Origin of the sequence: Paraburkholderia phenoliruptrix, from assembly GCF_047325075.1 — a bacterium.
Taxonomy (GTDB): domain Bacteria; phylum Pseudomonadota; class Gammaproteobacteria; order Burkholderiales; family Burkholderiaceae; genus Paraburkholderia; species Paraburkholderia phenoliruptrix.
The window spans coordinates 2,421,971-2,434,612 of sequence record NZ_CP168531.1; the positions used below are offsets into that span (position 1 = coordinate 2,421,971).

At 62.3% G+C, this 12,642-nt stretch carries 14 protein-coding genes; 9 read left to right on the forward strand and 5 right to left on the reverse strand.

All coding sequences use genetic code 11. The features are described 5' to 3' along the window. Positions 1-3: 3 nt before the first annotated feature. From ACEN8U_RS22900 to ACEN8U_RS22915, 4 genes are all read right to left on the reverse strand, one after another. Positions 4-1,338 (reverse strand): glutamine synthetase family protein, encoded by a 1,335-nt coding sequence (locus tag ACEN8U_RS22900; RefSeq protein WP_013588276.1) that lies wholly within the window; start codon positions 1,336-1,338, stop codon positions 4-6. Between the two features lie 30 nt (positions 1,339-1,368). Next, complete coding sequence (locus ACEN8U_RS22905) at positions 1,369-2,160, reverse strand: gamma-glutamyl-gamma-aminobutyrate hydrolase family protein (RefSeq protein ID WP_310110366.1); 792 nt, start codon at positions 2,158-2,160, stop codon at positions 1,369-1,371. A 952-nt stretch (positions 2,161-3,112) separates the two neighbouring features. After that, positions 3,113-3,817 (reverse strand): hypothetical protein, encoded by a 705-nt coding sequence (locus ACEN8U_RS22910; protein WP_310110368.1) that lies wholly within the window; start codon positions 3,815-3,817, stop codon positions 3,113-3,115. Continuing rightward, positions 3,814-4,338, reverse strand: a complete 525-nt coding sequence (locus ACEN8U_RS22915) for an aspartate carbamoyltransferase (protein ID WP_310110369.1) — start codon at positions 4,336-4,338, stop codon at positions 3,814-3,816. The genes ACEN8U_RS22910 and ACEN8U_RS22915 overlap by 4 nt, the downstream gene beginning before the upstream one ends. A gap of 314 nt (positions 4,339-4,652) precedes the next feature. On the opposite strand from ACEN8U_RS22915, the gene ACEN8U_RS22920 reads away from it, so the two are divergent. The 8 genes from ACEN8U_RS22920 (at position 4,653) to ACEN8U_RS22955 (ending at position 10,617) form a co-directional block, all read left to right on the forward strand. Further along, positions 4,653-5,213 carry an acyltransferase gene (locus tag ACEN8U_RS22920; protein ID WP_310110370.1) on the forward strand — a complete coding sequence of 187 codons (561 nt, stop codon included), beginning with the start codon at positions 4,653-4,655 and terminating at the stop codon, positions 5,211-5,213. Between the two features lie 258 nt (positions 5,214-5,471). Further along, positions 5,472-5,885: a DUF1924 domain-containing protein gene (locus ACEN8U_RS22925; protein WP_310110372.1), complete on the forward strand. Its 414-nt coding sequence runs from the start codon at positions 5,472-5,474 to the stop codon at positions 5,883-5,885. Between the two features lie 44 nt (positions 5,886-5,929). Beyond that, positions 5,930-6,415 carry a diheme cytochrome c gene (locus tag ACEN8U_RS22930; protein WP_310110374.1) on the forward strand — a complete coding sequence of 162 codons (486 nt, stop codon included), beginning with the start codon at positions 5,930-5,932 and terminating at the stop codon, positions 6,413-6,415. Positions 6,416-6,545: 130 nt separating this feature from the next. Then, complete coding sequence (locus ACEN8U_RS22935) at positions 6,546-7,118, forward strand: cytochrome b/b6 domain-containing protein (RefSeq protein WP_310110375.1); 573 nt, start codon at positions 6,546-6,548, stop codon at positions 7,116-7,118. Positions 7,119-7,142: 24 nt separating this feature from the next. Continuing rightward, entirely contained in the window at positions 7,143-7,817 is a 675-nt protein-coding gene (locus tag ACEN8U_RS22940) for a response regulator (RefSeq protein ID WP_310110377.1), read from the forward strand. Continuing rightward, positions 7,814-9,229 (forward strand): ATP-binding protein, encoded by a 1,416-nt coding sequence (locus ACEN8U_RS22945; protein WP_310110378.1) that lies wholly within the window; start codon positions 7,814-7,816, stop codon positions 9,227-9,229. Before ACEN8U_RS22940 ends, ACEN8U_RS22945 begins: the two co-directional genes overlap by 4 nt. Before the next feature lie 192 nt (positions 9,230-9,421). Continuing rightward, positions 9,422-10,117, forward strand: a complete 696-nt coding sequence (locus ACEN8U_RS22950) for an FMN-dependent NADH-azoreductase (protein WP_041745262.1) — start codon at positions 9,422-9,424, stop codon at positions 10,115-10,117. Between the two features lie 8 nt (positions 10,118-10,125). After that, entirely contained in the window at positions 10,126-10,617 is a 492-nt protein-coding gene (locus ACEN8U_RS22955; protein ID WP_254596286.1) for a cupin domain-containing protein, read from the forward strand. Positions 10,618-10,631: 14 nt separating this feature from the next. Here ACEN8U_RS22955 and ACEN8U_RS22960 read toward each other — a convergent pair whose 3' ends face one another. Then, the gene (locus ACEN8U_RS22960; RefSeq protein WP_015002558.1) at positions 10,632-10,961 is read right to left on the reverse strand and encodes a hypothetical protein; all 330 of its coding nucleotides are present in this window, start codon (positions 10,959-10,961) and stop codon (positions 10,632-10,634) included. A gap of 294 nt (positions 10,962-11,255) precedes the next feature. Here ACEN8U_RS22960 and ACEN8U_RS22965 point away from each other — a divergent pair, with 294 nt between their 5' ends. Next, positions 11,256-12,608 (forward strand): MFS transporter, encoded by a 1,353-nt coding sequence (locus ACEN8U_RS22965; protein WP_015002559.1) that lies wholly within the window; start codon positions 11,256-11,258, stop codon positions 12,606-12,608. Positions 12,609-12,642 lie beyond the last annotated feature (34 nt).

The following is a 12,642-nucleotide window of genomic DNA, read 5'->3' on the forward strand; positions in this document are numbered from 1 at the left end:
GCATTAGACGTGCAGCAGCAAATGCCGGCGTTCCCACGAGCTGATCACGCGGAAAAACGCTTCGTATTCGGTCTCTTTCAGCGCGAGGTACGCCTTCACGAATTTCTCGCCGAGGACTTCGGCAATGGGCTCGCACGCGCTCATCAACGTCAGTCCGTCTTCGAGATTGCGCGGCAGTTGATACGGCAACTCGTACCCATCGCTCAGCAGCGGCTCGGTGGCGTCGAGCCTTTGAGTGATGCCGAGATAACCCGCCGCGAGCGTCGCCGCAATCGCGAGGTACGGGTTGCAATCCACGCCCGGAATGCGGTTTTCTATGCGGCGCGCCGCGGGCCCCGAATGCGGAATGCGAAAGCCGACCGTGCGGTTGTCATAGCCCCAGGCCACGTTGATCGGCGCGGCCATGAAGCGCGACAGCCGCCGGTACGAGTTGATATACGGCGCGAAAATAGGCATTAACGCAGGCGTGTATTTCTGCAAACCGGCGATATAGCTCGTAAATAGCGAGGTCGGTTTGCCGTCCGCGGCGGTGAAAAGATTGCGGCCGGTCTCCTCGTCCACGAGGCTCTGGTGCATATGCATGGCCGATCCCGGCTCGCCTTCCATCGGCTTGGCCATGAAGGTCGCGTACATCTTGTGACGCAGCGCGGCTTCACGCACCGTGCGCTTGAAGAGGAATACGCTGTCCGCGAGTTTCAGAGGATCGCCGTGCATGAAATTGATCTCCATCTGCGCGGCGCCCACTTCGTGAATCAGCGTATCCACTTCGAGTTCCTGCACTTCGCAGTACTCGTAGATATCTTCGAAGAGCGGATCGAATTCGTTCACGGCTTCTATCGAGTACGACTGGCGCCCGGTCTCCGGACGCCCCGTGCGGCCGATCGGCGGTTGCAAGGGCAGGTCGGGGTCCTTATTCATATCCACCAGATAAAACTCGAGTTCGGGCGCGATGACGGGCTTCCAGCCCTTCGCGCGATACAGCTCCAGCACGCGGCGCAGCACGCGGCGCGGCGAGATCGCGACGGGCGTGCCGTCGAAGTGCACGCAATCGTGAATCACCTGGGCGGTCGGATCGACAGCCCAGGGGATCATGCGGATCGTCGTGGCGTCGGGAACGCACACCATGTCCGGATCCGTGACGCCGGTCAGCGTGCCGTCGTCCGGATAATCGCCGGTGACGGTCTGAATCATGACCGCCTGCGGCAGGCGCATCGATTCGCCGGACTCGAACTTGCTGCGCGGGATGATCTTGCCGCGTGCGATGCCGGCCATGTCCGGAATGATCGCTTCGATCTCGGTGACGTGGTTCTTCTTTAGAAAATCGTCGATGTCATGCATGATGGTTCTCTCTGTTCTGTTGCGCTGCAGTTAGTTCTGCGTAACAGCTGGTACCGCGCGACCGTCGTCTCTCGCGCGCATCCGATCGCGGCAGGCGTCGCCAAATGCACGAAAAATTGCAGCGCAGAGCGCGTCGTCCGCATGCTTCCACTCGGGATGCCACTGCACGCCCAGCGCAAAAGCGCGCGCATGTGTCACGCTGACCGCTTCGATGAGTCCGTCGGGCGCCGTGGCTTCGATCGTGAGGCCCGCGCCCAATCGCCCAATGCCCTGGCCGTGCAATGAATTCACGCGCGCTTCGTGTGCGCCATGTGCAAGACGTTGCAATAGACCGCCCTGTGCGAGCGAGACCGAATGAGAGGGCGCGTATTGCACGTCGAGGCTGTCGTGACTGTTCTCGCGATGGTCGTTGAGCCCCGGCGTCGTGTGAACGCTCTGATGCAACGTTCCGCCGAACACCACATTCATTTCCTGGAAGCCCCGGCATATGGCGAGCACGGGCACGCCGGCTGCAATTGCGGCGCGAAGCAGCGGCAGCGTGGTCGCGTCGCGCGCGGCGTCGTGCAGCGTGCCGGGGGCGGCGGGCTCGCCGCCGTAGCGGCGCGGCTCGACATTGGAATAGCTGCCGGTAAAGAGCAGGCCGTCGACCGCGGCCAGCACGTCTTGCGTGGATTGACGCTCGCCGAGTGCGGGCAGCAGCATGGCCAGCGCGTTTGAGCCGTCCACGATGGCCGTGATGTATTTCTCGCCGGTTATGTGCGACGGGTGGCTGCCTATCGTCGTTCTGTCGGCACTGATGCCGATTAGCGGTTTATTTCGCATAACGAATAGATGTGTTTGTAGAGCCGCGAATGCGGCACAGAGTGCTTCGAAATGCGCTGCGGTACCAGGTCGCGGCCGGATGCGCCGTGTCAGGTCACCGGAGCAGGGCGGGCAGTCGCCGTCAACGGAACGCGCCGCGCGTAATGAACTGATGCACCGTTCGATGCCGCCCGTCGCGGGGCGCAGCAAGGCGCACGCGAGCCGGACAGAGCGACGTCAAATAACGCTGCGCGTGCGCAAACGCGCGCGTGGCACAGACGCGTTCAGCCAGACCGACGGATCGAAGGGCAAACAGGAGGGAGGCGCTAGGGCAACAGCGAAGCGACCTCGTCTGTGCGCACGGCGATGAACGCGCGCGCGGAGACGGAGTTGTGACGTCGAACGGAACGACGCGAAAGAATTGTGAAGATGGACAGGAAGCGGCGGAACGCAAGGCTGCCGCTGCTGCCGTTGGCAATGGCGCCGTCAGCGCGAGGACAACTCGCCTGACTGCGGTTCCATCTCACCAAAGGGCCACGGACTCTCACGATGACACTCGACTAGCGACGTTGAACAGGTTGAACGTGCTGCTGAGAAATAGCACGCCTGGCTGATCGGTTTGTCCGTTGCAAAGCGGATTTGCTGCTTCGCAAGATACGACAAATGTGTTTTGCGAAGCGGGGCTTACGATCGCCTGTTAACCAGCATATACGAGCCAGCCATGCCGTCAATTGGTTTTGTCGCGGGAGACGGGTTGGCGCGCTGCCCAAAAGGATGTTTTTATGTGCCGCGCGGGGGCTCGATATCGAGTTCGGAATGTCGTGGAGCGTGAGCAGGGTTCACGACGTTACAGGGTAGATTGCAGCATGACGCGTGGCTTGCGTCGTTGAGCCGCAACATACAAAGCGTGCGTCTCTTGCCCAGGTGGCGTCGACTGGCCCTTGTCATGGCCGCGGCCCGTGTCGGAAAGCTGCTAGCGCAGCACGCTAACCGTCGCGTCACGTGTGCCTACCCGGAAGATGTTGCCTTCCGGCGTGATGATGCGCGGCAGTTCGGCGGGTCGAGGATCCGCGTGCTTCTTCGAATTGTCTGCCCGGACCCGGCTGTGCGCAGAAGGATTGGCGAGAGGGTCAGCCACACGGCGCGGCGTCAATGCAGTCGAGTGACGCGACGGGTGCCCCGTTCTGCAGTTGCTTTTCCTGCAGGATGGTTGGGTGAGTGGCTGCGTGAGTGGCTGCCCGATACGCGCCTCCGGCGGATTCCAGATTTCGACATAGCGTTCGCCTGCCGATACTGTCGACGCAATCATCAGCAGCACTGCACCCGCGCCTACCAATCGAAACATGTTGCTTTCCCTCCAGTCGCCGGTCTTCCCACGCAAGGGAGCCTCTCGTCGTGCCGATGCGCGGCTCATCGCAGCCAGGGCTGCCACCGCAATCACGGCGGTCGCGCACTGCATTATCAACCGGCCAGCCAGCCGTTGTTGTGACGAGGCGTGAATCCGCGTGCACCACTGTACATCCATACAGGTTTTCTCGCAAGAGCGTCCGCCAATCCGTCTCGCGACGCGGTGCGCGGCGTGTCCGTAGCCAGGTCGCCAGCTTGCGCTCAAATCAGCGGCCTGCAGATTCAGGCAAAAGGCAACTGCCGAACCCTCGCTCGTGCTCACGGCGTTCATTCGCCTGCCGGATGGTGATGCATCGCGTCCGCATCGTGCCCTGCCATTGCATCGTGCCCATGATCGGACAACTGCCCATCGAACCAGTCGTGTAGCGCCGCAACGAGACGAGGCTGTCTGCTGCGATACACGATTTCCCCGCCGTCGCGCACGTCGCGATAGCCGATCGTGAGCTCGCCCGGCTGGGCCGTACGCAAGTCGGCGAGGCCGGGCATGTCGTTGCCGTGGATCTGCTCCGGCGCGCCGAAATCGCCTGTCGAGAAGCGACGCGCGATCACGGCGAGATGCCGGCGGATGAGGGCGGTCTGCTTGGCGTCGGGATGTTTCGTGACGACCCGCTGGGTGCCACCGTCGGCGGTCTTCGTAAAGATGTGGGTGGTGGCCGCGAGCGAAAACGGCATCACGTCCGCACCGCGTTGCGCAATCTCTTTCTGGCGAGCCGTGACATCGGCAAGCGGGAGCGGTGAAACAACCGCTGTGCCGAACACGATAAGCATGGATGCCGTCAGGCGTTTCCACATGATGAAATAGTCTAGGCGTCCACAGAAGACTGCCCCATTGATCTGCAACAGAAAGGACAATGACAGACTACCATTTGCGAGTCCACTGGGATCAGCAGAGCAGACGTTGGGTTGGCTGCGACGAGCGGGCGAGGCCGCCGATTGGGGACGTTTTTCTGCCACTCAGCTGCCCAATCTATGGGTAGCACGAACCGACAGTTTCAGTACTGCGAACTTTCTGTTTCCGGGAGTGGGTGCCTGAGGCGAACCATCGAAGGCTCGATTTGTCATAGCCGATCCTTATTGTCGAGGCATTGCTCCGAGGAATAGAAGAAATGGACCTCAGTAAAATGATGAATAGATCCCGTCTTAAGGGGCATCTCTATTCGCTTGTCAGACCGCGGACCATCCAATGTGCCGGACGCCCCGTCATCGACGGATATTTTCCCGATTTCGCGGGTGAAGGGCAGGTCAGGCTTGGAAATAGCTGTTGCTTTCGCTCCTTTCGTCTTCGGCAGCATTTCACCGTCCTCAAGGACGCAGTGCTGGAAGTGGGCGACGACGCATTATTTAACGACGGTATCGTTTTATGTGCCGCGAAATCGATCAAAATCGGCCACTCCGTCAAGATCGGGGACATGGTTTATATCTACGACACTCACTTTCATCAGGTGTGCCCGGATGAGCCGCTAACCGAGGCACCGGTATCGATTGGGAACAACGTCTGGATCGGTGCAAACTCCATGGTTCTGGCAGGAGCATCTATTGGCGACCACAGTGTCATTGCGGCCGGCTCCATTGTCACCGGCGCAATCCCAGCGAGGAGCCTTGCCGCTGGCACACCGGCACGAGTGATCAGGACCTTCGAAGTACCGGATGGCTGGATCCGGCGCTAGATTGATTGCTGTGCTCTCTTCAGGAAGACATAACAATCACGGGTCATTCGAGAGATCGCGCATTCTTTCAGAAGCGGCCCATGACCCGCTGGCAGATCCACCATCCTCCTGGCGCTCATTGACTGATACCGATCCGCCTGCGTTGACTCAGGTCAACAAGGGCAATCTGCTACTACCGAAAATGGATGGCATGGCTGTGTTAACAATCCGGTAAGGAAGCCGTCCGAACATGTAGAGCATCCACGGGGAGAACCCACGATGCTCATGTCCCAGCGCTTCGTACCACGATTTGTGTTCGCCATCGGTATTGCCGCCGGCGCCGGCGTTTCACACGTCTATGCCGACACTCCCGGAGAAATTCTGAACGGCTACGCGGCGCAGTCGAAAACTGCGCCTGCACCGCCGCGCGGTCAACAGTTTTTTACGACGCGGCACGGCCGTGGGTGGGCCTGTGCGACGTGCCATGGCGCGCTGCCTACCGGTAGCGGACAGCATGCGAGCACCGGCAAGACGATCGCGCCGCTTGCGCCCGCGTTCAATCCCGAACGCTTCACCGACGCGGCAAAGACAGAGAAGTGGTTCCGCCGCAACTGCGGCGACGTAGTGGGGCGGGAATGCACGGCGTCGGAGAAGGCTGACATTCTGAGCTGGCTGATGACGCTCAAGCCATAGCAGGCGCCTCCTTTTCCATGGACCACTTTCCGAAGGACAGGCAGATGAATATTCGCTTTGCTACTGCCGGAGCAGGCGTGGCCGCTGCGCTCTGCGGAGCTCTGCTTTCCGCTCCTGTTTTCGGAGAAGAAAGCCAGCAGGCAAGCATGGGCACTCCACCGCTGCAATACCGGCAGGAGTGCGCCGCCTGCCATATTGCGTATCCGCCGGGGATGCTGCCGGCTGAATCATGGCGACGCATCCTGAACGGCCTTGATCATCACTTCGGCACAAATGCGTCGCTCGATCTCGCTTCGGTCAAACAACTCGAAAGCTGGCTCGTGACTCATGCCGCTCGACCAGCGCCGGCGGGCCGCCTTGCTCCCGAGGACCGCATCACCCGCTCAACGTGGTTTATGGCCGAGCACGACGAAATACCCGCGTCGACGTGGCGGCATCCGGCAGTCAGGAGCGCTTCGAATTGCGCCGCCTGCCATACGCGGGCAGATCAGGGAAACTTCGATGAACGAACCATTCGCATCCCGCGCTGAGAATGACACGCGGGCTTCCGGCACGATCCGGATTCTGGTGTGGGACGCGCCGGTTCGCGTGTTTCACTGGCTCATGGTTGCCGCGTTTGCAGGTGCATGGCTGACGGCCGAAAGCGAGCGATAGCGCCTCGTGCACGTGACGCTCGGCTATACCATGGTCGGCCTGGTGGCATTTCGCATCATCTGGGGATTGATGGGAACGCGATACGCAAGGTTCTCCGCCTTCCTGCGCTCGCCTGCGTCGGTCATACGGTACTTGACGAGCCTCGCCAAGGCACGGCCGGAACGACACGTTGGACACAATCCCGCAGGGGCGCTGGCGATCCTTGCCATACTGCTGATGACCTGGGCTGTTGGGGTGACGGGCTGGGCGGCATACAACAGCGTGGGTGGCGAGTGGCCGGGCGAACTGCATGAAGGCATCGCGAATGCGATGCTGGCGCTCGTCGCCGTTCATGTCCTGGCCGTGGTCATGAGCAGCATCTTGCATCGCGACAACCTGATCGGAGCAATGGTATCGGGATACAAGTCAGGCCACGCAGGGGAGAGCATTCGAAGGGCGCATTGGGGAGTCGCTGCCGTGCTCATAGCGGCGGTATTTGTCTGGTGGGGGGCGCAATGGCGGGCAGCGCCGCATGTGCCTCCAGCGGATCAGCCCGCAGCCGCCCAAGTGCATCAGCAAAAGCAGGGCGACGACGACTGAACGACGTCGAGCGGACAATCACGCGTGCGCATACTACTTGTCGAAGACGACCCGCTGCTCGGCGACGGCATTCGTGCCGGGTTGCGGCAGCAAGGATTTCAGGTCGACTGGGTCCAGGATGGCGAGGCCGCGCAGCGGGAGCTGCGTGCGCAGCCGTACGCAGCTACAGTGCTCGATCTCGGCTTGCCTCGCATGGATGGTATCGATGTGCTGCGAAGCGTACGCCGCGTCGGCGTCGATTTTCCGATCCTGGTGCTGACGGCGCGCGACGCCGTGCCTGACCGCGTTCGCGGGCTCGACATGGGGGCCGACGACTACGTCGTCAAACCTGTCGATCTCCAGGAACTCGGGGCCCGGTTGCGAGCATTGGTGCGCCGTTCGCACGGCCGGCCGCGCGAACGGCTCGAGGCGCACGATGTCGTCCTCGATCCGGCGTCCCGCATGGTGTACCTCGCTGGCGTGCCCGTGACGCTTTCCAGTCGGGAGTTCGATCTGCTGCATGTGTTGATGTTGAACGCCGGCCGCGTGCTGTCGCGCGAGCAGATCGAGCAACACCTCTACAGCTGGGGCCAGGAGGTCGAAAGCAATGCGGTGGAGGTTCATGTGCATCGCCTGAGGAGCAAGCTCGGCAGCGACATGATCCGGACGGTTCGCGGCATCGGCTACGTGCTGCCGGGCAAACCGGCGGCCGCGTCATGAAGCTGCCGCGCTCGCTCCAGGGGCGCCTGCTTGCGCTCGTCACGGGGGTCGTGCTCGGTGTGTGGCTTGTCACGATCGCTGTTACATGGCGTGACGCAAGCGAAGAGATCGACCGATTGCTCGACAGCCATCTTGCGCAAGCAGCGGCGCTGCTCGTCATGCAGCAGGCGCAGATGGCCGATGACGACGAAGCGCCCGACACGCCGGTTCTACATCCTTACGCGCCCAAGGTCGTGTTTCAGGTCTTTCACGAAGGCCGTCTTGGATTGCACTCGGCGAATGCGCCCGCACAGCCCATGATGCCTCCCGAGGGCAAGAGGGCGTCGGGCTTTTCGACAGTACATATCGAAGGTAACGCCTGGAGGGTGTTCGCCGCACGTGGGCTGCAACAGGATGTCGAGGTGTATGTGGGAGAGCGGGTCGACTCACGCCGGTCGATCCTGCTGGCTGTCATGCGCAGCGCCTTCTGGCCTATGGCGGTGGCGCTGCCGGTGCTCGTGCTGGTGACATGGTGGGCGGTCCGGCGAGGCGCTGCGCCGTTGCGCGACCTGGGGCGCACGCTGTCGCGGCGCGATCCGCGCGCACTCGACCCCGTGTGCATTGCGCGCGCACCGCAGGAAATGCAACCGATGCTCGATGCGCTCAACCGTCTGTTCGACCGCATTCGGGCGGTGCTCGACGCGGAGCGGCGCTTCACGGCGGATGCCGCACACGAACTGCGCACACCTATCGCCGCAATCAAGGCACAAACGCAGGTGGCCATGGCGGAAGACGATGCCGTGCTTCGCACGCACGCACTCTCTGGCGCTCTCGACGGATGCAACCGCGCAGTGCACCTGGTCGACCAGCTTTTGCTGCTGTCGCGCCTGGAAGCGGGGGCGCTCACAGAGAGTGGCGCGGTGGATCTCAGAACGCTCGCACAGCGCGTGGCTGCCGATATCGCGCCTCGGTCTATCGCCAGATCACAACAGCTCGAACTCGACGCGCCCGAACCGTGCAGAGTGTCGGGCAACGAGGTGCTGCTCGTGTCGCTGATTCGCAATCTTCTCGATAACGCCATCCGTTATAGCCCGGCGGGCGCGAGGATCGCCGTCTCCTTGTCGCCGCGCAACCGGCGCGTCCTGTTGCGCGTGGAGGACAGCGGGCCGGGTCTGTCGGAGGAAGAGCGTGCGAGGCTTGGAGAACGGTTCTTTCGTGCCCGGGGGCAATGGCAAAGCGGCAGCGGTCTCGGGTGGTCGATAGTCCAGCGCGTCGCCGGTGCGCACGGTGCCCAGCTCGATGTGAGCCGGTCGCCGTTATTGGGCGGACTGCGGGTGGAAGTGTCTTTCGCGGAATTGGCCGTTGACGCAGATCGATCGGCAGGCCAAGGGAGTCAGACCGGAGTCACCGGCGATCGCGGCGGGCGTGAGTAAGTGCCTCGGTTTCGTTAGCTCTCTCATTTGACATAATATAAATTATCAACCGATTGTATGTCACGGCTTTTTAGTAATGTCCGCCACAAGCCCTCAACCGGTCACCTCAAATCTCCAAAAATCGGTCATTTCCCAAGGCCACCCCAACGACTAATCTGAGCTTCACCCATTCAACCTCCAAGGAAACCGGTGATGAAGCTCATGCACGTCGACGCGAGCGCCAGACGCGAGCGTTCCAACTCACGCGCGCTAAGCCGCTATTTTCTCGAATGCCTGCGCGCCGAACACGTCAACCTCGAAGTCGATTATCTCGACCTGTCCGCCAATCCGCCGGCGCACGTCGACGAAGCTTTCGCCATTGCGACGTACGCGCCGCCGCATGAGCGCACACCGGCCATGAAGGCGCGGCTTGCAGCGTCCGATGCGCTGTGCCAACGCGTGCTTGCCGCCGACGCGCTCGTGTTCGCGATGCCGATGTACAACTGGTCGATGCCGTCCGTCTTCAAGGCGTTCGTCGACGCCATTTCGCGCGCGGGCGTGACTTACGCGCATGGCCCGGACGGTGCGATCGTCGGCCAGCTCGCGGGCAAGAAAGTGCTGTTCATCACGAGCCGCGGCGCGGACTTGCGGCCAGGCTCGCCGTACGCATCCATGGACGCGCTCACGCCCGCGCTCAAGGCCGCGTTCGCTTTCCTCGGCGTCGCGACGCCGACTTTTGTCGACGCGCAGCCGTTGCAGTTCGCGAATCAGGAAGCGCGAGCCGAAGCGCTCGAGCGCGCTCGCCACGAATTGACGGCGGTCGCGGCAAGCTGGGCAAAGCCGGCTTCGAATGCGAACACGCAGGACGCGGCAAGCTATCAGGACATCGACTCGGAGATCGCCCAATGAACCCGCAAATGAAGCTGCGCACCCTTATCGCCGCTGGAGTCCTCGCCACTTCCAGCATGCTCGCAACATCGCAATCCGCGCTCGCCGCAGACGCCAACGCAAGCGCAAACTCAGATGCCAATGCAGCCGCAGCAGCAAATGCGAACGCAACCACAGCCGCAGATCACGAAACCATCACACCTGCCTTCGCCGAAGCGATCGCAAACGTGCCCGGCAAAAAAATGACCGCGCTCGTGGTCGACTACGCACCGGGCGGCAAGTCGTTGCCGCACCGGCATGGGAAAGCCTTCGTGGTCGCGTATGTGCTGTCAGGCGCGATCCGCAGCGGCGTGAACGGTGGTGACGCACGGGTCTTTCATGCTGGCGAACACTGGATCGAAAAGCCGGGCGCGCATCACACCGTGAGCGAAAACGCGAGCGATTCCGAACCGGCCCGACTGCTCGCCATTTTCGTCGCGGACACGAATGACAACAAGCTCGTGACCTTCGACCACAAGTAGCCGCCCTCCTCGCCCTAGAACTTCGGATGACATTCGAAGTTCACCGACGAAGCGTGGGTGGTCAGCATGGCCACCCCGCTTACCGATTCTTCATTGATGCTGCTTTGCATGCCGAGGCGCTCGCAGTAATCGCGCGCCTCGTTGAGCGCCTCCGCGTGCGCGCGCGCCCATGCCATGCGCCCGCCCGCCGCGCTCGCGGCGACCGTGTATGTGCCGGGTTTATCGGTGGCGACGACGTGCGTCGACGACGCGCAACCGGCCAGCGCGCCGCCCGTCGTGAGCACCGCGAGCGCCGCGAGTGCCGTCAGGGCGACGCGCGCCCAATCGCGAAGCTTGTTCAACATGATGTACCTGCGCCTGCTGATCTGATTGTTCCGTGACCGCTTGCCGAGTCATTGCGGACCGACGGGTTCGTTTTTTCTCCGAATCGAATTATCCGGAATCTTCCGCGCGAGATCAGCCTCACGGCTCGAAAACACTGTTGCCGTCGCCCGAACAATCTTCGTGCATGGCGCGAGCGACGCTTATGCGTATTGGCGTGCATGAACTGCTTAAAGCACTTCCCGAATCGGAGCCGAGCGACTAGTCTGTAACGACATCTTGAGAACCATCCGGACCATGAACTGGAGGAGACATCCATGGAGCTCGAAGCACGTACCATGAAACGTGTGACGGTTCGGCTCGTGCCGTTCCTGATCGTCTGCTATTTCATCGCCTATCTGGACCGCGTGAACGTCGGCTTTGCCGCGCTGCAGATGAACAAGGCGCTCGGGCTGTCGGCGAGTGCATTCGGCTTTGGCGCGGGGATTTTCTTTATCGCGTACTTCTTTTTCGAAGTGCCGTCGAACCTGCTGCTGGAGAAATTCGGCGCGCGCCGGTGGATCGCGCGAATCATGTTCACGTGGGGCATTCTGGCCGGCGCAATGGCGTATATCCCACATATCGCGCAATACACGGGACTGTCGGCCGCCCATGTGTTCTACAGCCTGCGCATTCTGCTCGGCGTGGCCGAGGCGGGCTTCTTTCCCGGCGTCATCTTCCTGCTCACATTGTGGTTTCCCGCGGCGTATCGCGGCCGTGTCGTCGGCTATTTCATGGCGGCGATTCCGCTTTCCACGGTGATAGGCGGCCCGATTTCGGGCGCCCTGCTCTCCATGGACGGCTTCGCCGGCCTTGCCGGCTGGCAATGGGTCTATCTGATCGAAGCGCTGCCCGCCCTGCTGCTCGCGTTCGCGGTCTGGTTCTATTTGACCGACAAGCCGGCCGACGCAAGCTGGCTCGCCGCCGACGAACGGGAATGGCTCGTCGCGCGTCAGAAGCAGGAGCGCGAGCATCGCGAGGCCGCGCATGCGTTCAGCGTGAAGGAAGCGCTCTTCAATCCGCGCGTGCTCGCTATCGCACTGATCTACTTCGGTGCCAACGCAACGAATTACGGCCTGAGTTTTTTCCTGCCGCAAATCGTCAAGTCGTTCGGTTTGACCAACCTGCAGACGGGCTTTGTGACGTCGTTGCCGTATATCGTCGGCGTGATCAGCATGGTGGCGTGGGGGCGTCATTCCGACCGCAAGCTCGAACGCAAGCGCCATGTGGCGATTGCGCTGACAGTCGCGGCAGCCGGCATCGCGGCCTCGGCGGGGCTCGACAATCCGGTGGAAAAAATGATCGCGCTGTCGATCGCGGGGTTCGGCATTTTCGGCTGCCTGCCCGTCATCTGGACGCTGCCGGCCGCGTTTCTGTCGGGCGCCGCGGCGGCAGGCGGCATCGCCGCGATCAATTCGCTCGGCAACCTGGCGGGATTCTTCGGACCGTACGCGATGGGCTGGATCAAGGACAGTACCGGCGGCTTCGGTGCGGGCCTCCTGTGTCTGGCGGGCGCAGGGCTCGTCGGCGCGGCGGCTGCGCTGCTGCTGCATCACGATGCGTCGCTGGAGACATCGGCGGGCGGAGTCGGGCGCGCAGCGCCCGCGCGGCCCGGAGTGGCGGAATATTAGGCTGAGTTGGAGCGGGGCCAGCCCGGCGGACAGG